Origin of the sequence: Streptomyces sp. SudanB182_2057 (assembly GCF_964272715.1) — a bacterium.
GTDB lineage: Bacteria > Actinomycetota > Actinomycetes > Streptomycetales > Streptomycetaceae > Streptomyces > Streptomyces rubradiris.
In genome coordinates this window covers 7,671,264-7,690,809 of record NZ_OZ186798.1, presented here as the reverse complement: position 1 = coordinate 7,690,809, position 19,546 = coordinate 7,671,264, and the positions used below count along the sequence as shown (strand labels likewise).

17 protein-coding genes and 1 pseudogene are annotated in these 19,546 nt (G+C 73.1%); 4 read left to right on the top strand and 14 right to left on the bottom strand.

Annotated elements, in window-relative coordinates:
- Positions 1 to 81: 81 nt before the first annotated feature.
- The 8 genes and pseudogenes from ACSURM_RS34275 to ACSURM_RS34240 all read right to left on the bottom strand — a co-directional run bounded on the left by ACSURM_RS34275 (position 82) and on the right by ACSURM_RS34240 (position 8,383).
- Complete coding sequence (locus ACSURM_RS34275) at positions 82 to 1,362, bottom strand: methylaspartate mutase (RefSeq protein ID WP_436959843.1); 1,281 nt, start codon at positions 1,360 to 1,362, stop codon at positions 82 to 84.
- Positions 1,359 to 1,811 carry a cobalamin B12-binding domain-containing protein gene (locus ACSURM_RS34270; RefSeq protein WP_436959842.1) on the bottom strand — a complete coding sequence of 151 codons (453 nt, stop codon included), beginning with the start codon at positions 1,809 to 1,811 and terminating at the stop codon, positions 1,359 to 1,361. Before ACSURM_RS34270 ends, ACSURM_RS34275 begins: the two co-directional genes overlap by 4 nt.
- Positions 1,811 to 3,037, bottom strand: coding sequence for a type III PLP-dependent enzyme (locus tag ACSURM_RS34265; protein WP_436961244.1), 1,227 nt, complete (start codon positions 3,035 to 3,037; stop codon positions 1,811 to 1,813). The genes ACSURM_RS34270 and ACSURM_RS34265 overlap by 1 nt, the downstream gene beginning before the upstream one ends.
- Before the next feature lie 68 nt (positions 3,038 to 3,105).
- Positions 3,106 to 4,632, bottom strand: a complete 1,527-nt coding sequence (locus tag ACSURM_RS34260; RefSeq protein ID WP_436959841.1) for a class I adenylate-forming enzyme family protein — start codon at positions 4,630 to 4,632, stop codon at positions 3,106 to 3,108.
- Positions 4,629 to 6,184, bottom strand: a pseudogene (locus ACSURM_RS34255) (AMP-binding protein). Before ACSURM_RS34255 ends, ACSURM_RS34260 begins: the two are co-directional and overlap by 4 nt.
- A 25-nt stretch (positions 6,185 to 6,209) precedes the next feature.
- The gene (locus ACSURM_RS34250) at positions 6,210 to 6,464 is read right to left on the bottom strand and encodes a phosphopantetheine-binding protein (RefSeq protein ID WP_436959840.1); all 255 of its coding nucleotides are present in this window, start codon (positions 6,462 to 6,464) and stop codon (positions 6,210 to 6,212) included.
- A 54-nt stretch (positions 6,465 to 6,518) separates the two neighbouring features.
- Complete coding sequence (locus ACSURM_RS34245; RefSeq protein ID WP_436959839.1) at positions 6,519 to 7,457, bottom strand: ACP S-malonyltransferase; 939 nt, start codon at positions 7,455 to 7,457, stop codon at positions 6,519 to 6,521.
- Positions 7,458 to 7,486: 29 nt separating this feature from the next.
- On the bottom strand, positions 7,487 to 8,383 hold the full coding sequence (locus tag ACSURM_RS34240; protein ID WP_436959838.1) for a proline iminopeptidase-family hydrolase: 897 nt from the start codon (positions 8,381 to 8,383) through the stop codon (positions 7,487 to 7,489).
- Between the two features lie 707 nt (positions 8,384 to 9,090).
- Between ACSURM_RS34240 and ACSURM_RS34235 the strand changes: the two genes are divergently transcribed.
- From ACSURM_RS34235 to ACSURM_RS34225, 3 genes are read left to right on the top strand one after another with little or no spacing between them, the layout of a single operon-like run.
- The gene (locus tag ACSURM_RS34235; protein WP_436959837.1) at positions 9,091 to 10,323 is read left to right on the top strand and encodes a cytochrome P450; all 1,233 of its coding nucleotides are present in this window, start codon (positions 9,091 to 9,093) and stop codon (positions 10,321 to 10,323) included.
- A gap of 50 nt (positions 10,324 to 10,373) precedes the next feature.
- On the top strand, positions 10,374 to 11,609 hold the full coding sequence (locus ACSURM_RS34230) for a cytochrome P450 (RefSeq protein ID WP_436959836.1): 1,236 nt from the start codon (positions 10,374 to 10,376) through the stop codon (positions 11,607 to 11,609).
- The gene (locus tag ACSURM_RS34225) at positions 11,606 to 11,827 is read left to right on the top strand and encodes a ferredoxin (protein ID WP_436959835.1); all 222 of its coding nucleotides are present in this window, start codon (positions 11,606 to 11,608) and stop codon (positions 11,825 to 11,827) included. The genes ACSURM_RS34230 and ACSURM_RS34225 overlap by 4 nt, the downstream gene beginning before the upstream one ends.
- Before the next feature lie 55 nt (positions 11,828 to 11,882).
- Here ACSURM_RS34225 and ACSURM_RS34220 read toward each other — a convergent pair whose 3' ends face one another.
- From ACSURM_RS34220 to ACSURM_RS34195, 6 genes are all read right to left on the bottom strand, one after another.
- Positions 11,883 to 12,752: an SDR family oxidoreductase gene (locus tag ACSURM_RS34220; protein ID WP_436959834.1), complete on the bottom strand. Its 870-nt coding sequence runs from the start codon at positions 12,750 to 12,752 to the stop codon at positions 11,883 to 11,885.
- Positions 12,749 to 13,504 carry a thioesterase II family protein gene (locus ACSURM_RS34215; RefSeq protein ID WP_436959833.1) on the bottom strand — a complete coding sequence of 252 codons (756 nt, stop codon included), beginning with the start codon at positions 13,502 to 13,504 and terminating at the stop codon, positions 12,749 to 12,751. The genes ACSURM_RS34220 and ACSURM_RS34215 overlap by 4 nt, the downstream gene beginning before the upstream one ends.
- Positions 13,505 to 13,627: 123 nt before the next feature.
- A complete protein-coding gene (locus ACSURM_RS34210; protein ID WP_359049685.1) occupies positions 13,628 to 14,272 on the bottom strand; it encodes a response regulator transcription factor in 645 nt (214 codons plus the stop codon).
- On the bottom strand, positions 14,236 to 15,534 hold the full coding sequence (locus ACSURM_RS34205) for a sensor histidine kinase (protein ID WP_436959832.1): 1,299 nt from the start codon (positions 15,532 to 15,534) through the stop codon (positions 14,236 to 14,238). The genes ACSURM_RS34210 and ACSURM_RS34205 overlap by 37 nt, the downstream gene beginning before the upstream one ends.
- 86 nt (positions 15,535 to 15,620) lie before the next feature.
- A complete protein-coding gene (locus ACSURM_RS34200) occupies positions 15,621 to 18,131 on the bottom strand; it encodes an FtsX-like permease family protein (protein ID WP_436959831.1) in 2,511 nt (836 codons plus the stop codon).
- On the bottom strand, positions 18,131 to 18,934 hold the full coding sequence (locus ACSURM_RS34195; RefSeq protein WP_436959830.1) for an ABC transporter ATP-binding protein: 804 nt from the start codon (positions 18,932 to 18,934) through the stop codon (positions 18,131 to 18,133). Before ACSURM_RS34195 ends, ACSURM_RS34200 begins: the two co-directional genes overlap by 1 nt.
- A 333-nt stretch (positions 18,935 to 19,267) precedes the next feature.
- Between ACSURM_RS34195 and ACSURM_RS34190 the strand changes: the two genes are divergently transcribed.
- Complete coding sequence (locus ACSURM_RS34190; RefSeq protein ID WP_436959829.1) at positions 19,268 to 19,522, top strand: hypothetical protein; 255 nt, start codon at positions 19,268 to 19,270, stop codon at positions 19,520 to 19,522.
- The last annotated feature ends 24 nt before the right edge of the window (positions 19,523 to 19,546 follow it).

The following is a 19,546-nucleotide window of genomic DNA, read 5'->3' as shown; positions in this document are numbered from 1 at the left end:
CACTTTCGGCCGACACCGGTTTTCCTCACCTTTTTCCACACCGTAGTGACGGCCCTGGAAAGGCCACACCCTTAACCACCCCTAGGGGCGGGCGATTTCGACGGCCCGGGTGTTCCGGGGGTCGGGTCCGTCGAACGAACGGCGTACGTAGGACAGGGAATCGAGCAGTTCCGCGGCGGTGACGGCGCGGGCCGGGCGTACGTCGGCGATGCCGTTCAGCGGCATCCTGCCGATGTCGGCCCAGGCCAGCCGGCCGTCCGCGGCGATATAACTCCGGCTGAATCCGGCGTTGTCCGGATGCAGACAGTAGGGGACGTCGAGGCGTCCCTCGGCGAACGCCGTCAACAGGGCCGTACCGGGGTCGTCGTCCAGTTCCAGTACGGCGTCGACCAGGGCGGACGCCTCGGCGTAGGTCTGGGTGCCGGTGGCGTCCAGCGGGGCCCGCGGGGTGCGGGCGGCGACCTCGGCCGCGTATTCCAGGGCGGCGACGTTCTCGGCCACCGTGGGAATGCGGCGGGATTCCGCGACGGTTTTCACGATGAGCCGTTCCGAGCCGCTGGCGACGGCGAGTTCGGCCGCTTTCCCGAGCAGCCGGTAGGCGCCCTGTTCCGTTTCCGGGTACAGCCCCATGTAGGCGTAGACGACGACATGCCATTCGGTGTCCGGCAGATGGTGTGCGCACAGGCGGCGCAACGCGGCCACCGCTTCGGCGTCCTGGCCGGGATGGGTCTGCTGGGCGTAACTGACGGAAATGCTGCGGATGCCGTGCCGGCGGAAGAACAGCGCCTCCAGCACGCTGACGGCGACGAGCAGGCTCGGCGGGCACAACTGGCCGAGGACACAGCCCCCGAAGGTCTCCAGGTGCGGTTCGGCGCCCGACTCGCGGCGGGCGGCGAGCAGTTCGCAGGCGGTGGCCCAGTGGGCGACGGACTCGCGCAGCGGGACCCGCCCGTAGGGCAGGCAGTAGGAGACCGGGCCGCCCTCGGAGGCGTCGAGCCCCACGGCGGTCAGCGCCCGGAAGATGTCCTGGGGCGCGGCGGAGCCGTGCCGGACCTGGACCGGGAAGCCGGGGCCGTGGATCCCGTCGAGGACGCCCGCGGTGGTGGCCGGGTCGTGGCTCACGATCGGGTAGCCGTTGAGGGCCACGTCCTCCAGGACGGCCAGGCGTGCCGACTCCAGATCGCCGACCCGGGTGTAGCTGTCCAGGGTGATCGTGCCGACGGTGGTCGCCCTGGCGTCCCGGGTGGCGAGCAGCCCGGACCGCATCCGCCGCGGGCTGCTCATCCCCATCCGGGGCTGCACCACGAGTCGCCCGGCGTCGTGAGCCCGGCGCACGAACCCGCCGAACCCGCCGCCGGTCACACCAGGGCCCGCTGCGGCAGCGCGTCGAGCATCCGCCGGAAGGCGGCAACGCCCTCGGCGCTGTCGTCGAACACCGCGTCGTACCCGGCGGCGCGCAGCGCGGCCACCTCCTCGGTGCCGCAGGGCCCGGCGATGCCGAGCTTGCCGCCGATGACGGCGGGCACCGCGGCGAGGGCGGGGTGTTCGCGCAGCCGGGTGACGGTCCGCATGCCGTCGTGGTAGCCGTGGCCGTTGACGCTGCTGACCACGATGAGCGCGGGGCGGTGCGCGAGGGCCTCGGCGATGAGCAGGTCCTCGGGGACGCAGGGGCCGAGGTTGACCACCCGGTGCCCGTGCTCCTCCAGCAGGAGCTGGAGGTAGACGAGGTTCCAGGTGTGGGAGTCGGAGATGCCGCCGGCCACCAGTACGGGCCGGTCGCCGGGGTCGGAGGCGTTCGGGAAGGGTCTCATCACAGGGCCTGTCCGTGGTCGTAGGTGCGGGTGTGCTCGATGCGGGAGACGGACACGAGGTCGTCGCCGCGTACGACGATCTCGGCGGGCGCGGGCCGGCCGAGGAACATCAGCAGGCTGGCGGTGGGGCCGTAGGCGCCGGCGTTGGGGACGGTGAGCAGGTCGCCGGGGTCGAGCGCGGGCAGCGCCACGCCCCGGCCGAGCAGGTCGCCCGGGGTGCACAGCGGCCCGGCCAGGCTCGCCGGGGTGCCGTCGGCGCCGACGGACTCATGCGGTTCGACGGACACGGGCAGGATGCGGCCGAGCCCGGACATGCCGCCGAAGGTGTTGATGCCGGCGTCGAGGACGAGGTAGCGGTGGTCGCGGCTGTCCTTGACGTTGACGACGGAGGTGAGCAGGGTGCCGCTGTCGGCGACCAGGTAGCGGCCCGACTCGCAGGCGATCTGCGGGGCGCCCGCGCGCCAGCCGGGGAAGTGCTCGTCCAGCGTCCGGGCCAGGGCGTCGCGCAGTTCCCGGTAGACGGGCCGGGCGCCCTGCACGGCGTAGGGCGCGGCGAATCCGCCGCCGATGTCGAGGAAGCGGAAGGTGACGCCGAGGGCCTGCTGGAGGGCGGCGGCGGTGCCGACGGTGTGCCGGAACTCGGCGATCAGGCTCGCCTCGTCCTTGGCGTTGCTCAGCGGGAAGAAGTGCAGTCCGACGACGCGGGTGCCGGGAACCTCGCGCAGCTCGGCGGCGAGGCCGGGCAGGGTCTCGCTGTCGAAACCGAACTGCGAGGGCACGCCGGTCATGCGGATGCCGGTGGCCGCCGCGCCGGTGGCGTTGTTGACGCGCAGCAGGCAGTCGGCGGTGAGGCCCAGCTTCAGCGCGGTCTCGCCGACGCGGCGCAGGTCGCCGAGGGACTCGGTGGAGAACAGGCCCACGCCCCGGGTCAGCGCCTCGGCCAGTTCGGCGGTGGTCTTGCCGGGGCCGGTGTACAGGATCCGGTCGCCGGGGAAGCCGGCCCGCAGGGCGGCGTCGAGTTCGCCGACGGAGCTGATCTCGGCGCGGCAGCCGCCGGTGCGCAGCTCGCGCAGCAGCTCGGGGTGGGGGTTGGCCTTGGCCGCGTAGAACACCTCGACCTCGTCGGGCAGCGCGGCGAACAGATCGTCACGGGCCGCCGCGACCCGGTCCAGGTCGTAGACGTAGGCCGGGGTGCCGAAGCGCCCTGCCAGCTCGGCGGCGCGCACGCGGCGCTCCTGCCCGGCCGGCTCGGCGGCGGTCGTCCGGTGGTCGCGGCCGGACGGCTCGGTGGCGGTCACGCGGTGGCTCCTTCCAGGAGGCGGGCGAGCGCCTTGCGGTCGTGCTTGCCGTGCGGGGTGAGCGGCAGTTCGTCGACGACCCGGCTCACGGTGGGCACCTTGGCGGGTTCCAGCCGCAGCGACAGCTCCTTGAGCAGGGTGTGCGGGTCGATGTCGCCCTCGGCGAACACCGCGAGGGGGCGGTCCTCCGCGGGCGGCAGGACGGCGGCGGCGCGGACTCCGGGGACGTCGGTGGCGGCGGCCTCGATCTCGGTGGTGCTCATGCGGACGCCCTTGTGCTTGAACATGTCGTCGCGGCGGCCCTCGTAGTAGAGGAAGCCGTCCTCGTCCACGTGGCCGAAGTCGCCGGTGTGCAGCCGCAGTCCGCCGTCGGGAGCGGGCCGGAAGGCGCGGGCGGTCTGCTCCGGGGCCCGCCAGTAGCCGGGCATGACGTGCGGTCCCTCGACCACGATCTCGCCGGTCTGCCAGGGCGGCAGCGGCCGGCCCTCGTCGTCCACGGCGAAGGCGCGGGTGCCGGGCAGCGGACGGCCGACCGACTGGGGCTTGGCGTCCTGGAAGGCGGGCGGCAGCACGGAGACGCGTTTGCACTCGGTCTGCCCGAACTGGACGACCACCTCGGCGCCGGGGAACGCCGTGCGCAGGTCGTCGGCGGTGGACTTCGGCAGCGCGGCACCGGTGTTGGTGAACAGGCGCACCCGGGACTCGCGGGCCGGTTCGCGGGCGGCGAGGGCGCAGATCATGGTGGCCAGGGACGGCACGATCGGGACGATGGTGGCACCGGTCTCGCGGATGCGGCGCAGCAGCACCAGGTCCGACTCGCCGTCGGCCAGGACGAGTTCGCTGCGGCCCGCGGCGGTGAGCAGCACCTTGTACAGGCCGTAGTCCCAGGAGATCGGGAAGCGGCAGAACACCACGTCGTCGGGGCGGTAGCCGAGTTCCAGGCCGATGGCCTCGGTGGCGAACACCATCCGGCCGTGCGGGCAGATCACCGCCTTGGGCGCGGCGGTGGAGCCGGAGGTGTAGACGAGGACGGCGATGTCGTCGGCGCCGACCGGGGCCTCGGCCGGGCGGACCTCGCGCTCGCGCAGCGCGGTGATCTCCGCCCAGGCCGGGCCGAGTCCGAGGACCGGCACCCCGCCGGCCAGGGCGCCGATCCGGTCCACGGCCGGGTCGGCGACGACGATCAGCGCGGGCTCGGCGTTCTCCACGACCGCCCGCAGGTGGTAGTCCTTCATGCCGGTGTTGACGGGCACGAGGACCGCGCCCCGGCGCGCGGTGCCGTACAGCAGCGCCACCAGCTCCCGGGTGCTGGGCAGTTGGACCAGGACCCGGTCGCCGTGGCCGACCCCCTTGGCGCGCAGCCAGGCGTCGACGGCGTGGCTGTGGGCGGTCAGTTCCCGGTACGTCCAGCGGCCCGTGCCGTCGGTCACCGCCCAGGCGTCGGGGCGGTCGGCGGTGGCCTCGTCGAGCAGGTCGTGCACCCGGGCGTCGGTGCGGGCCGGCACTGTCGGTTGACCGTTCACTGCGACTCCTGCCGCCTTTCGTGTGTGCCTCCGGCCGGCTGCCGCATGGCCGCGGCCCGGGAGGCGAGCTTCCTGCGGTCGGTCTTGCGGTTGGCGTTGAGCGGGAGGGTGTCCAGGTGGTGGTAGGCGCGCGGGACGACGGCGGCCGGCAGCAGCTCGCGCAGATGGCGGGCGAGCCGGGCGGGCGGCACGGGCGCGCCGGTGTGGAAGACGGCGAGTTCCACGGTGCCGTCCACGGGTACGGCCACGGTCACGGCGTCCTCGACGCCGGGGCAGGTGCGGGCGGCGGCGTCCACCTCGGCCAGTTCCACCCGGATGCCGTGCACCTGGACCTGTGCGTCCTTGCGGCCCAGGTAGTGCCAGCCGCCGTCGGCGGCGCGCCGGACCCGGTCGCCGGTGCGGTAGTAGCGCCGTCCGCCGTGTTCCAGAAACCGTCCCGCGTCGTCGGCCGGGTCGAGATAGCGGGCGTCAATTGGGGCCCGGCGACGCACAGTTCGCCTTCGTCACCGGTGCTGGGCGCGCCGGAGGGGTCGAGCAGCAGGGTGTCGTGGCCGGGGTGGACGGCGCCGATGGGCACCATGTCGTTCGGCTGGCGTCCCGGTGTCCAGCGGTGTGCGGTGATGGTGATGGTCAGCTCGGTGGGGCCGTAGAGGTTCTCCAGCGCGGCGCCCGGCGCGGCGGCGGCCCAGTCCTCGGCGTCCTTGCAGCCGAGCGCCTCCCCGGCGAAGAAGCTCCAGCGCAGCGAGCCCAGCGCGCCCGGGGCGAGCCCGCCGGTGCGGCGTACGAGGGTGATCGCGCTGGGCGTGGAGAACCACACGGTCAGGCCCCGTTCGGCCACGAACTCCGGCAGGCGCGCGTACGCCCGGGCGGGGACGGGGACGACGGCGGCCCCGGCGCCCCAGGCGCAGAACAGGTCGAACATGGCGCAGTCGAAGTTGAGGTCGAAGGTCTGCGAGAAGACGTCGTGCGGCCCGAAGTCGTAGCGCTCGTCGAGCAGCCGGAAGTAGTGGGCGGTGTTGGCGTGGGTGACCGGCACGCCCTTGGGCCGGCCGGTGGAGCCGGAGGTGAACAGCACATAGGCGATGTCATCGGGGCGGGCGGGCTGGGGCGCCTTCAGGGCGCTGTCCGGGTCGAGGGCGAGCGCCGGCATGGGCTGCCCGCCGGGTGCGAACAGGGTCGGCAGCCGTACCCCGTCCTCGTGCAGCGCGGTCAGGGCGGGCAGGGCGTCGTCGTCGGCGAGCAGCGCGCCGACCCCGGCCGCCTCGATCATCCGCCGGGTGCGGGCGGCGGGGAAGGCCGGCTGGAGCGGGACGACGGTGACGCCGCTGTACAGGCCGGCCAGCAGGCCGGCGTACGCCGTGGGCCCCTTGCCGGCCAGCACCCCCACGGCGGGCGGGCGGCCGGGGAGCTGGGCGAGCAGCGAGCCGGCCCGGACCAGGGCGAGTTCGTGCAGTTCGCGGTAGGTGAGGTCGACGCCGTCGGCGCGCAGCGCGGGCCGGTCGGGGGCGAGGGCCAGGCCGCGCGCGAACCGGCCGGACAGCGTGCCGTCCACGGTGGGGTCCACGGTGACCGTCCCGTCAGCCCGCGGTGCTCTGCTGCATCATGCCCCGCACGGTGTCCCACAGCACGCCGGCGGTGCGGAAGGTGTCCATGGTGAGCGCGCTGTCGCGGAAGCGGACCTGGTAGTCCTCCTCCAGGGTGCCGAGGAGCTGGACGGTGCCGAGCGAGTCCAGGCCGAGGTCCTTCAGGTCGGACTCCGGCGTCAGCTCCTCCTGCGGCGGCAGGAACGGCAGGAAGGGGCGGAGTATCTGTTCGAACCGGTCGTCCCACATGGGGGCCTCCAACGAGTCGGGCGGGGATCGGGCGGCGCGGGTGCGGCGCCGGGGTCAGGCGGCGGCGCGGGTGCGGCGCCGGGGGGTCATCGCCAGCCGTGGCTGGGCCGCGACGACGTCGAACTGGCGGACGGTGCCGGGCACCCGGCCGAAGAGGCTGTCGGGTCCGGCGACGCACAGCCGCCGGGCGCCGGCCTCCTTCAGGGCCGTGGTGACGCTCGGCCAGTCCATCGGGTGGTCGAAGCCGTCGAGGAGCATGGTGCGCAGTTCCTCGCCGGTGCGCAGCACCCGGCCGTCCTGGTCGGCGACGACGGGGAGCCTGGGGTCGGCGAAGGTGTAGCGGGACACCACCTCGCGGGCGGCCTTCTCGCGCAGCGGCCGGAACGCCGAGGCGTGCATGGGGGGCCGCATGGTGTACAGGGGGAGGCTGCCGATGGCGCGCAGCCGCTCCTCCATCCAGCTCACCCGGTGTTCGGAGAGGGACACCATGAAGAAGCCGTCGTCGATGCGGCAGGAGATCTCGTGCCACTCCCCCGCCTCGTCCAGTTCGGCGAGGATCGCGTCGAGGCCGTCGTGCGGGGCGCGGACGAAGGACAGGGTGACGATGTCCCGGTGCTCGGTGGTGAAGTACTCCTCCAGGCAGCGGGCGATCTCGGCGGTGAGGCGGACGGCGTCGGGCAGTTCCAGCGCTCCGGTGTAGGCGAGGGCCGCCTTCTCGCCGAAGCTGGGCCCGGCGACGATGCCGGGTTCCACCCCGAGGTGTTCCTCGGCCCAGTGGGCGCAGGCCAGGCAGTTGACGAAGAAGGCGACCTGGGCGGCCTCCGAGTAGTCGCCCGGGGAGGTGCGGAAGGCGTCCACGAGGGAGTAGCCGAGGGCGTCGTCGGCCACGGCGACCAGGTCCCGGGCGATGGGGTTGGCCACCATGAACCTGCCCACCTCGGTGAACGGCACGGGTCCCATGCCGGGGAAGACGAGGGCGGTGTCGTGTGCCATGGCCGGGTCCCCTTTCACGAACTCTCGATTCACAGGCTCTTGAGGAAGTCGGTCAGCACCGCGCGGAACCGCTCGGGCTCCTCCAGGTGCGGAAGGTGGCTGGACTCCTCGAAGATCTCCCAGCGGGCTCCGGGGATCTCGTCGTGGTACGGCTGGACGACGGCCGGGGTGGCCTCGTCGTGGCGGCCGCTGATCAGCAGGGTCGGGGTGCGGATGCGGTGCAGGTCGCCGACGATCGACCAGTCCTTCAGGGAGCCGATGACGTGGAACTCGTTGGGTCCGTTCATCGCGTAGTAGACCGTGGGGTCGTTGTAGATCTCCATGAAGGAGGACAGGAAGTCCCGGGGCCAGGGTGTCACCCGGCACACATGGCGGTCGTAGAAGACCCGCATCGCGGCGAGGTACCCCTCGCTGTCGTAGGTGCCGGCCGCCTCGTGCCGCCGCAGAGTGTCGTCCACCTCCGGCGGGAGCGCGGCGCGCAGCCGGGCCATCTCCTGAAGCCACAGCGGGTACGAGGCGGGCGCGTTGGCGACGATCAGGCCGCGCAGGCCGGGCGGGGCGGTCATGGCGTGCCGGGCGCACAGCGGGCCGCCCCAGCTCTGGCCGAACAGCACGTAGTCGTCGGCGATCCCCAACCGCTCGATGAGGTTGGCCAGTTCTTCCTCGAACAGCTCGACGGTCCAGAACCCGGGTTCCTTGTCCGGGAGATGGGTCGAGCCGCCGTTGCCGAGCTGGTCGTAGTGGACGACGGGCCAGCCGTCCTCGGCGAGCCGGGCGAGCGGCAGCAGGTAGTCGTGGGTGCTGCCGGGCCCGCCGTGCACGGCGACGACCGCCGGCCGTCCCGCGCCGAGTTCACCGGTCACCCGGTACCAGGTCCGGTACTCCCCGAAGGGGACGGTGCCCTTCGCGCTGGCTTCCGGGGACACGCTGATCACCTCTGCTCGCTGCGGGACGGAACGACGACCGGGCGCGGACACCGGCCGGGACCGGAGGAACCGGGGCGCGGTGCCATCACCGTCTCCCCCGCACTCCGCAGCCGACGCTAACGGCCCCCACCCCGCCACCGGACCCCTAACCGCCCCTAGGCGGTACGTGGGCGACTGGGGGCGTACGGGGGTGGGGGCGGGTCGGGCGACCGGCGAGCGGGGTGACGAGGCGGACCGCGCCAAAGGTGTCCCGCACCGGCACGGTGGCCGGCGACCTCACCGACGCGCGGGGGCCGCGCTCGCCCGGCCCCGCCCGGGGCACCGGTCGTACCCCGCTCCCTAGGTCCTGTCGTCAAACTCCCGCCGTCCGCCCGGAGGGCGGGCCGCGCGGCGTCAGGTGCGTGCTCTGGGGGTCCCCCCGGCCGGAGGCTGGGGGAGTGCCGGGCCCTGACCCTCGTACTGGACGTACTTGGGTCTGGGCCCGGTGCGGCGAGTGGGGGCACCCCCTGCTCGAAGAGCTTGGGGGAGCGTGCATGGCGTCGCGAGGCAGGCGGGAGTTTGACGACAGGGCCTAGGGGCGGCTAGGGGTTGGGTCCCGCCGGGGTGGGTGCCTAGCGTGCCAGGGACGGCCGACAGCGCCGCACGGCGCCGAGCCCGGAGCATCCGTCGCCGGCGCGTCCCGCTCCCTCCCGTGCGAAGAGGACCTGATGACTGCACCTGCCGAACCGGCCGACCAGGCCGCGCCGCCGGACTTCCCGATGCGGCGGGCCTGCCCCTTCAGCCCGCCGGCCGCCTACGCCGAGCTGCGCGAGACCGCTCCCGTCTCCCGGGCCCGGCTGAAGGTCAACGGCAAGCCCGCCTGGCTGGTCACCCGGCACGACCTGTACAAGAAGCTGCTGGGCGACGAGCGGGTCAGCGCGAACCTGAAGCTGCCCGGCTACCCCCTCCAGGTGCCGGTGCCGGACGAGATCCTCCAGTCGGTGCCGCTGACCTTCCTGTCCATGGACCCGCCGGACCACACCGTGCAACGGCGCATGCTGGCCCCGGAGTTCAGCGTGCGCCGGATGCGCGAGCTGCGCGGCCGGGTGCGGCAGATCGTGGACCAGCAGATCGACCACATGCTCCAGAAGGGCGCGGACGGCCCGGTGGACCTGGTCACCGCCTTCGCCCTGCCGGTGCCCTCCCTGGTGATCTGCGAACTGCTCGGCGTGCCCTACGAGGACCACGGCCGGTTCGAGGAGTGGGCGTGGGCCATCATGAACCACGACATCAGCGAGGAGGACCGCGGCCGCGCCCACTACGAGCTGGACCAGTACGTGGACGGGCTGGTCACCGCCAAGGAGAGCGAGCCCGGCGACGACATGATCAGCCGGCTGATCGAGTTCAACCGGCAGACGCCGGCCGTGGAACACTCCGACATCGTCAGCATGTCCAAGCTGATGCTGGTCACCGGGCACGAGACGACCGCCAACATGATCGCGCTCGGCGTGCTGGCCCTGCTGGAGCACCCGGACCAGCTGGCCGCCGTCCGCGCGGAGCCGGAGCTGATGCCGCGCGCGGTGGAGGAGCTGCTGCGCTTCTTCTCCATCTCCGACGCGGGCACCGCCCGGGTCGCCCTGGAGGACATCGAGCTGGGCGGGGTCACCATCCGGGCCGGCGAGGGGATCCTGCCGCTGAACAACGCGGCCAACCACGACCCCCGCGTCTTCCCCGACCCCGACCGCCTGGACGTGCGCCGCGAGGCCCGCAGCCAGCTGGCGTTCGGCTACGGCGTCCACCAGTGCATCGGCCAGAACCTGGCCCGCATGGAGCTGGAGGTCGTCTACTCCGCGCTGCTCGAACGGATCCCGACGCTGCGCCTGGCCACCCCGGTGGAGGAGCTGCGGTTCAAGGACGACGCGATCGTCTACGGCCTGTACGAGCTGCCCGTCACCTGGTGACGCCCCACCGCCCCGCCCCTCCTGTCGTCACCGACGTCCGAAAGGCAGCCATGACCCAGTCCGCCGACGCCGTACCCGGGACGGAAGCGCCGCCGGTGCGGTTCCCGTTGCGGCGCACCTGTCCGTTCGCCGAGCCGCCCGAGTACGCCGGGCTGCGCGCCGACACCCCCGTCTCCCGCGCCGCCCTGAAAGTCAACGGCAAGCCGGCCTGGCTGGTCACCCGGCACGAGCACGTCCGGCAGGTGCTGGGCGACAGCCGGGTGAGCTCCAACCTCAAACTGCCGGGCTACCCGCACCAGTTCCACATCCCCGAGGAACTGCTGGCACAGGTCCGGCTGATGATGCTGAACATGGACCCGCCGGAGCACACCGCCCACCGGCGCATGCTGATACCGGAGTTCACCGCCCGGCGGGTGCGGGAACTGCGGCCGCGGATCCAGCAGATCGTGGACGAGCGCGTGGACGCGATGCTGGCCGCGGGCGGCCCGGTGGACCTGGTCACCGCCCTCGCGCTGCCGGTGCCCTCGCTGGTGATCTGCGAACTGCTCGGTGTGCCCTACGAGGACCACGCCCGGTTCGAGGAGTGGTCGGCGGCGCTGATGAACCACGACCTGAGCCCGCAGGAGTACGGGGCGGCCGTGCAGGCCCTGGACATGTACCTCGACCAGCTCGTCACCCGGAAGGAGAACGAGCCGGGCGACGACCTCATCAGCCGCTTCCTGGAGAAGAACCGCACCGAGGGGGTCGCCGACCACACCGATGTGGTGACGATGGCCCGGCTGATGCTGGTCGGCGGCCACGAGACCACCGCCAACATGATCGCCCTCGGGGTGCTGGCGCTGCTGGAGCACCCGGAGCAGCTGGCCGAGTTGCGGGCCGATCCGGATCTGCTGCCGAACGCCGTGGAGGAGTTGCTGCGCGTCTTCTCCATCTCCGACTCCGGCACCGCCCGGGTCGCGGTGGCGGACATCGAGGTCGGCGACGTCACCATCCGCGCGGGCGAGGGCATCCTCGCCCTGAACAACGCGGCCAACCACGACGAGTCGGTCTTCCCGGACCCGGACACCCTCGACATCCACCGCAAGGAGGCCCGCTCCCACCTGGCGTTCGGCTACGGCGTGCACCAGTGCATCGGCGCCAACCTCGCCCGGGTGGAGCTGGAGGCAGTCTACGGCACGCTGCTGCGCCGTATCCCCGGCCTGCGGCTGGCCGCCCCGGTGGAGGAGCTGCGGTTCAAGGACGACGCCATGGTCTACGGCGTCTACGAACTCCCCGTCACCTGGTGACGGCCGACGCGAACGGACTGCCCCTGATGCGTGTCATCGCCGAACGCGACCGGTGCGTGGGCTCCGGCCAGTGCGCGCTGCTGAGCCCCGAGGTGTTCGACCAGGACGCCGACGGACTGGTCACCCTGCTGACCGGGGAACCGGCCGAGGAACTGCGCGAGCAGGTCGTCCAGGCCGCGGACCTGTGCCCGTCCCGCTCGATCCGCGTGCACGACTGAGACCCGCGCGTCGGCGGCGGGACCGGGGCGACCCGGTCCCGCCGCCGTCGTCGTGCTACCGGGGGCCGGCGGGGCGGGGGCCCGCCAGCGACCCGGCCTGCTCCAGGAAGCGGGGCAGCCACTGCTCGTAGGAGACCCCGTCGAGGAACTGCAGCGCCGCCCGCGCGTCCTCGCCGACCACGGTGTGCAGGGGGGTCGCGGGGTCGTCGGCGGCGGCGAGCACCGCACGGGCCGCCTCGGCGCTGTCGGCGGCGCCCTCCGCGACCCGGGCGAGGAACCGGTCCAGCCAGGCGTGGTCCGCCGCGTACGGGCCGGTCCCGGGCGGCTGCCCGTCGGCCGCGCCGGCCCGGGACGCGCGCTGGATGGCGGTGGCGAAGCTGCCCGGTTCCAGGCACACCACACGGATGCCGAACGGCTGGACCTCCGCGTACAGGGCCTCGCTGAGGGCGCCCAGGGCGGCCTTGCTCGCCGCGTAGAACCCGCCGTGCGGCACGGCGAAGGTGCGGGCGGCGAGCGAGGAGACGTTCACGATGACGCCGGAGCCCCGGGCACGCATCCCGGGCAGCACGGCGCGGGCCAGCCGCAGCGGACCCCAGAAGTTGGTCTCGAACACGGTGCGGGCCTGGTCCAGGGGCATGGTCTCGGCCGGTCCGGTGCGGTCGACACCGGCGTTGTTCACCAGGACGTCCAGGGGTCCGTGCCGGTCCTGCACCGCGGTGACGGCGGCGGTGACGGAGGCGTCGTCGGTGACGTCCAATTGCGGGACGTCCAGGGTGAGTTCCTCCGCGCGGGCGCGCCGCAGCAGTTCCCCGGCGGTGGCGGGGTCGCGCACGCAGGCGTGGACCCGGTCGCCGCGCCGGGCGAACGCCAGCGCCGTCTCCAGGCCGATGCCGCTGCCGCATCCGGTGACGAGGACCGACCTCATGCCCGTACCGCCTTCTCCGCCAGCAGGCCGAGCACCTGCTTCTGATGGTTCGTCAGATAGAAGTGGCCGCCGGGGAACACCCGGCACTCGAAGGACGCGTCGGTGTGCCGGGACCAGGCGCGCGCCTCCTCCACCGTGACCTTGGGGTCGTCGTCGCCGACCAGGGCGACGACGGGGCAGCGCAGGCCCGGTCCGGGCTCGTAGACGTAGGTCTCGGCGGCCCGGTAGTCGGCGCGGATGGCGGGCAGGGCCATGCGGATCAGTTCGACGTCGTCCAGGATGGCCGAGTCCGTGCCGCTGAGCAGCCGCATCTCCTCGATGAGCCCGTCGTCGTCGCGCAGGTGGACGGACTCGTCGCGCGGGCAGGAGGGGGCGCGGCGGGCGGAGACGACCAGCGCCCGGGCCACCACGCCGTGGTCGCGCTCCAGCCGGCGGGCGACCTCGAAGCCAAGCGTGGCGCCCATGCTGTGGCCGAACAGGACCAGGGGGCGGTCGGTCCACGGCAGCAGCACGGGGGTGAGGCGGTCGGCCAGTTCCTGGATGCTCGTCGCGCAGGGCTCCTGGCGGCGGTCCTGGCGGCCGGGGTACTGCACGGCGAGCACGTCCACGGATTCCGGCATGCCCGCCGAGACGGGGTGGTAGAAGGTCGCCGAGCCACCCGCGTGCGGCAGGCACACCAGCCTGGCCGCCGCGTCCGGGCGGGGATGGTAGCGGCGTATCCAGAGACGGTCGTGCTCGGCGAGCGTGGTCATGGGGCGGGCGTTCCCTTCCTCGGGGGCGGCTGCGCCGCGCGAGGGGCGCGGACGGGCCCCAGCAGTCTCACGCGGGAGGGGGACCCCCGGCCACCCCTACCCGCCCCACCTCCCCGCTGCCGCTCAGGCGTTGAGATAGGCGAGCACCGCGAGGACCCGGCGGTTGCTGTCGCTGGACGGCGGGAGCATCAGCTTGGTGAAGATGTTCGAGATGTGTTTCGCCGCCGCGCCCTCGGTGATGGTGAGCCGCTGGGCGATCGCGGTGTTGGAGCAGCCCTCGGCCATGAGTTCCAGCACCTCGCGTTCGCGGGCGGTGAGGGCGGCCAGCGGTTCGTCCCGGGAGTGACTGGTCAGCAACTGGGCGACGACCGCGGGGTCCATGGCGGTGCCGCCGGCCGCGACCCGGCGTACGGCGTCGATGAACTGCTCGTCGTCCAGGACGCTGTCCTTGAGCAGATAGCCGATGCCGCCGGTGCCGTCGGCCAGCAGTTCCCGGGCGTACATCTGCTCCACGTGCTGGGACAGGACGAGGATCGGCAGGCCGGGGCGTTCGCGCCGGGCCCGCAGGGCGGCCTGGAGGCCCTCGGTGGTGAAGGTGGGCGGCAGGCGTACGTCCACGATGGCCACGTCGGGCCGGTGGTCGGCGATCGCGGCGGCGAGGTCGGTGCCGTTGTCGACTGCGGCGGCGACCTCGAAGCCGTACGCCTCCAGTAATTGGATGATTCCCTGCCTCAGGAGGAAGAGGTCTTCGGCGAGGACAACGCGCACGGCAGCTCCAGCTTGATCACGGTCGGTCCGCCCGGAGGGCTGTTGATCTCCAGGACGCCGTCAAAGGATGCCAGCCGCCTGCGGATGCCCTCCAGACCGCTCCCGGCCGAGGCGTCGGCGCCGCCGCGGCCGTCGTCGGTGACCCGGGCGTGCAGGGTGTCGTCCGCGCGCCAGGCGACGACCTCGACCCGCTGGGCGTCGGCGTGTTTGAGGGCGTTGGTGAGCAGTTCGGACACGGCGAAGTAGACGGCCGACTCGACCGGGTCGGGCAGCCGGCCCGGCAGGTCCACCACCACGGTCACCTCCAGCGGGCTGGCCAGGCCCAGGGCGCGCAGGGCGTCGGCCAGGCCGCGTTCGGCGAGGACCGGCGGGTGGATGCCGTGGACCAGGTCGCGCAGTTCGCGCAGGGCCTGCACGGAGGAGCTGCGGGCCTGCCGCAGCAGCCGGCGGGCCTCCTCCGGGTCCTGGCCCAGCTTCCGGTCGACGGCGCCGAGTTGGAGCCCGAGGCTGACGAGCCGGGCCTGGGCGCCGTCGTGCAGGTCGCGTTCGATGCGGCGCAGTTCGGCGGCCTGGATGTCCAGCGCGCCCGACCGGGTCTCCGACAAGTGCTGCACCCGTGAAGCCAGTTGGGATCCCCGGGTCGGGCCGAGCAGGAACTTGACGAAGTAGGCGTACCCCTTGAGCACCAGCGGGGAGAGCAGCAGCCAGCCGGTGAGCACGACGAGCGCGAGCAGGCCGGCGGCGAGCGCGGCCGGCCAGCTGCCGACGGTGACGAAGGCGTACCAGCGGGCCGTTCCCCCGTCCGCGAGCGGCCGCCACAGCCCGCAGGCCAGGAACAGCCCCTCCCCCGCGTAGTAGAGCAGGGCGGCCGGTACGAAACCGGCGAGCCCGACGACGGAGTTGAGCAGCAGCCACAGCAGGTCCCGCCAGGTCGCGGGGTCGGCCAGGATCCACTTGCAGCGGCGCGTCCAGCCGACGATGTCCCGCTCGATCTCCTGCGGTTCGGGCCGGTAGGGCCGCTCCACCGGGACGCCGGAGCGGGCGGCGGCACGCCGGTTGAGGTCGCACAGCCACCGCACGGCCCGGGTGAGGTACGGCAGCGCGAGGAAGCCGATGCCGATCACGCAGATGACGACGAAGTAGGTGGTGGTGACGAAGAGGACGACCGACAGCAGGGCTCCGGTGGCGACGGCCACGCCGACCAGGGTGTCCAGGGCGGCCCGGCCGAGACGGCCGCGCCACGCGACCGGCACAGTCTTCATGCGCTCATGTTCCCATCCCCGCCCGCCGGTCACGCAGGGGCCGTCCCCGCCCGGGGGGAGCGGGGACGGCCCGGTCTGTGCGTGGCTCACGCGGCCTTCACCGTGTCCACGGCGGGGCTGCGCATGCCGCGCCAGGAGGGCAGCAGCGTGGCGCCGAACACCAGCAGCAGGGACCCGCCGACGATGGCGAGGTAGATGCCGAGGGATCCGGAGGGCAGGTACGAGCCGCTCTTGACGAGGCTGTAGGGGACGATGGTCGTGGCGGAGGCGAGGGTGCCGAGGACGGTGGCGACGACACCGATCAGCACGCCCTCCACGGTCAGCATGCCGATCACCTGGGACCGGGTGGCGCCGGTGAGCCGCTGGAGGCCGAACTCCGCGCGCCGTTTGCGGGTGACGGACACCAGGGTGTTGACGACGGTGATGGCCGCGTAGCCGACGATCATGGCGACGATGGTGTAGTTGGCGGACACCAGGATCTGCTGGATCTGGTTGTTCCGGCCGGCCAGGGAGGAGCTGTCGTCCAGTTCGGTGCCGGGCACCCGGGCGGCCAGCGCGGCCAGCCGGTCGTGGACCTCGGTGCCGGTGCCCCGCTCGGCACGGACCAGGATCTGGTGCGGCAGTCCGTCGCCGGTGTGCGGGGCGAGGGTGGCCGCGGGCAGGGTCAGGTACTGCTGCTTGGGGTTGTCGGTGTAGAGGGCCACGACGGTGGGCCGTAGCGGCGTGCCGTCGCCGAGGTGCAGCGGCAGCCGGTCGCCGACCCGCACCCCGTACTCCCGGGCCTTCTTCTCGGACAGGGCCACGGTGTCGCCGCGCAGGTCCTCCAGGGAGCCGGCGACCACGGGCAGGTCGAGGCTCTGGCGCACCCCTTCCGCGGAGACCCCGCGCAGATCGGCGTCGGCCGGGCCGCCGGGGCGGTCCACGAAGCCCCGGCTGGTGACGAACTCGGAAGCCGCGGCCACCCCGGGCGTGGCCCGTACCGTGGCGACGACGCCGGGCGCGAATCCGCCGGTGGTGGAGTCGAGGACGTAGTCGGCGAGGATGTTCGCGTCGTAGGAGGTCCGCGAGACGTGGTTCTCGGTGGACTGCATGTACAGGGTGCCCGTGGCGATGCCGATGAGCAGGACGATCGGTGCGACGGCGCCCGCCATGCGGACGTGGGCGGTGGCGGCGTTGCGCAGCGCCAGTTGGCCGGAGAGCCCGGACAGGGCCCGTACGGGCGGGCGCAGCAGCGCCACCATGGCCTTGGTGAGGCCGGGCGCGAGCAGGGCGAGGCCGACGCAGAACAGCACGGAGGCGGGTCCGGCGGTGCTGGCGAGGGTGGGGCCGTCCTCCATCACGGTGGCGGTGGCGATGGCCAGTCCGATGCCGTTGGCGAGGAAGAACAGCGCGAGCAGCAGCCGGGGCAGGCTGAACCAGCGGCCGGCGGCGGTGGCTTCGGCGAGGGCGGCGACCGGTTCGGTGCGGGCGGCGCGCCGGCCGGCGAACCGGGTGGCGCCGGCCGCGGCGAGCACGGTGACGGCGGCGCCGACGGCCATCGGCAGCGGGCCGGCGTGGTAGGTGATGGCGGGTGCCACCACGCCGCTGGAGGTCAGCACCTTGAACAGCAGCCGCCCGATGGCGTATCCGGGCGCCAGGGCGAGCAGGACGGAGGTCACCGACAGCACGGCCGTCTCGGTGAGGATCATGCGGCGCAGTTGCTTCGGGGTGGAGCCGACGGCGCGCAGCAGGGCCATCTCGCGGGCGCGCTGCTGGAGGGAGAGGCCGAGGGTGGAGGCGACGCCGAACATGACGATCAGGACGACCGAGGAGCCGAAGACCGCCGAGAGGATGACGACGGTGCGCCGGCTGGAGAGGGTGCCGGGCAGCTCGGCCAGTCCGCGGCGCTCGCCGGTGAGGACCTCGGCGCGGTCGCCGACCTCGGCGCGCACCGCGTCCGCGACGGCGGCGGCGCTGGTGCCGGGCTCGGGCAGCACGGCGACGGAGTCGATCCGGCCGCCCGCGAGGGCGCGGGCCCGGTCGTCCGTGAAGAACACGGCGGCGTCGGGGTTGTGGTCGCCGCGCTGTTCGGCGATGCCGCTGACCCGGAACGGGCGGGCGGTGCCCTGGACGACGATGTCGACCGAGGAACCGGGGCGGGCACCGGCCCGCCGGGCCAGTCCGGCGTCGAGTACGGCCTCGCCGCCGGTGACGGGGGATCTCCCGGCGGCGAGGGTATAGGGGGTGAGCCGGGCGCTCGCCCAGCCGTGGCCGTACGACGCGGACTTCTCCGTCAGCGGCTTGCCGTCCTTGAGGACGGCGGCCGGGAACGACACGTCGGGCACGGCCGTACGCACTCCGTCGGCCCGGGCCACCCGGCCGGCCAGGCCGGCGTCGATGCGGTGCCGTTCGGTCAGCGCGCTGGAGTCGTAGGTCTGTTCACCGGTGACGACGACCGGGGCCTCGCGCAGGCGCTGAGGCGCCGCGGCCATGCGGACGCCGGTCTCCATAAGGCCGCCGCAGCCGATGACGATGGCGGCGCCGAGGAACATGGCGAGGAAGGTCGCGACGAAGCTCGTCCGGCGGAACTTCAGGGTGCGCAGTGCCAGGCGCCACATCAGTACCGTCCCCCCGAGTGCTGCGGAGCGCTCTGCCGGTGGGCGTCGTCCTCCCAGGCGCCGAGCCTGGTCATCCGGGCGGCGACCGCGTCGGCCGTGGGCCGGTGCAGTTCGCCGGCGAAGGCGCCGTCGGCGAGGAAGACCACGCGGTCGGCGTAGGAGGCGGCGACCGGGTCGTGGGTGACCATGACCAGGGTCTGGCGGGCGGTGTCGACGGATTCGCGCAGCAGGCCGAGCACGGCGGCGGCGGTGCGGGTGTCCAGGGCGCCGGTGGGCTCGTCGGCGAAGACGACGGCGGGGCGGGTCACCAGGGCGCGGGCGATGGCGACGCGCTGCTGCTGGCCGCCGGAGAGCTGGGCCGGCAGGTGGCCGAGCCGCTCGGCCAGGCCCACGCGCTGGACGACGGTGCGGATCAGTGCCTTGTCGGGCCGCTGTCCGGCCAGTTGCAGCGGCAGCGTGATGTTCTGCATCACCGTCAGCGCGGGCAGCAGGTTGAAGGACTGGAAGATGAAGCCGATCCGGTCCCGGCGCAGCTTGGTCAGGTGGGTGTCGTCCAGTCCGGCGAGGTCGGTGCCGCCGACGGTGACCGTGCCGGAGCTGGGCCGGACCAGTCCCGCGGCGCAGTGCAGGAAGGTGGACTTGCCGGATCCGGAGGGGCCCATCACGGCGGTGAAGGTGCCGTCGGCGAAGCTCATGGTGAGCCCGCGCAGCGCGGCGACCTGGCCGTCCCCCCGGCCGTAGGTCTTCGACACGGCGTCCAGCCGTACCGCCTCCGTCCGGCGGAGGTCGTGTGAAGTGTGCACTGGGGCTCCCTCGGGGGATGACGCGTCTCTCACGCGATGTCTGGGGATCAGATTAGGAACGGCGCGGTCGCGGCACATTGGCATTGTCCGCCCGGTTCGAGGTAGAGGTTTCTCTACCTTCCCGGTCCAGGTTTCGTCAGGATTTAGGTGACCTGTGTACGGCGGTCTCTCCATCTTTGTGCAGGGGTGACGCCATTTTTGTGCAGAGCTGCCACCACCGTGCCCGCATATCTGGCTCCCCCGGGAAAGGGCCGATTGCCACCCGTGTCCCGGGGCGTGACTGCGGGTACGGTCGAAACCGACCGGATAAATCCACGATAGATGGGACGTCCCATGGCCAGGAGGCCTGATCACGAGCTGACCGCGAGCGTCCGGCCCGATGGTTATCTGGAGCTGTTCTGCGAGCGCACCGGGAAGCGCCACCGGTGCGGTCCGCGCGGTACGACGATGTGGCTCGCGCTTCAGCGCGGCGACTGGCAGCCGGAATTGGCGGCGGACGAAATCGCCGCGCGATTAGGGGTCGACCCGGACAGTGTCCGCTGCGATATCGAGGCATGGGTGTCGCATTTCCGCGAGCTCGCCGAATAAGGGAGAAATGCGGGCGCGGGCGGC

Bases quoted from the DNA above. Each gene is read 5' to 3' on its own strand.
- ACSURM_RS34205 (WP_436959832.1), bottom strand. From the start codon at position 15,534: ATGAAGACTGTGCCGGTCGCGTGGCGCGGCCGTCTCGGCCGGGCCGCC.
- ACSURM_RS34230 (WP_436959836.1), top strand. From the start codon at position 10,374: ATGACCCAGTCCGCCGACGCCGTACCCGGGACGGAAGCGCCGCCGGTG.
- ACSURM_RS34220 (WP_436959834.1), bottom strand. From the start codon at position 12,752: ATGAGGTCGGTCCTCGTCACCGGATGCGGCAGCGGCATCGGCCTGGAG.
- ACSURM_RS34200 (WP_436959831.1), bottom strand. From the start codon at position 18,131: ATGTGGCGCCTGGCACTGCGCACCCTGAAGTTCCGCCGGACGAGCTTC.
- ACSURM_RS34235 (WP_436959837.1), top strand. From the start codon at position 9,091: ATGACTGCACCTGCCGAACCGGCCGACCAGGCCGCGCCGCCGGACTTC.
- ACSURM_RS34190 (WP_436959829.1), top strand. From the start codon at position 19,268: ATGGCCAGGAGGCCTGATCACGAGCTGACCGCGAGCGTCCGGCCCGAT.
- ACSURM_RS34270 (WP_436959842.1), bottom strand. From the start codon at position 1,811: ATGAGACCCTTCCCGAACGCCTCCGACCCCGGCGACCGGCCCGTACTG.
- ACSURM_RS34250 (WP_436959840.1), bottom strand. From the start codon at position 6,464: ATGTGGGACGACCGGTTCGAACAGATACTCCGCCCCTTCCTGCCGTTC.
- ACSURM_RS34245 (WP_436959839.1), bottom strand. From the start codon at position 7,457: ATGGCACACGACACCGCCCTCGTCTTCCCCGGCATGGGACCCGTGCCG.
- ACSURM_RS34215 (WP_436959833.1), bottom strand. From the start codon at position 13,504: ATGACCACGCTCGCCGAGCACGACCGTCTCTGGATACGCCGCTACCAT.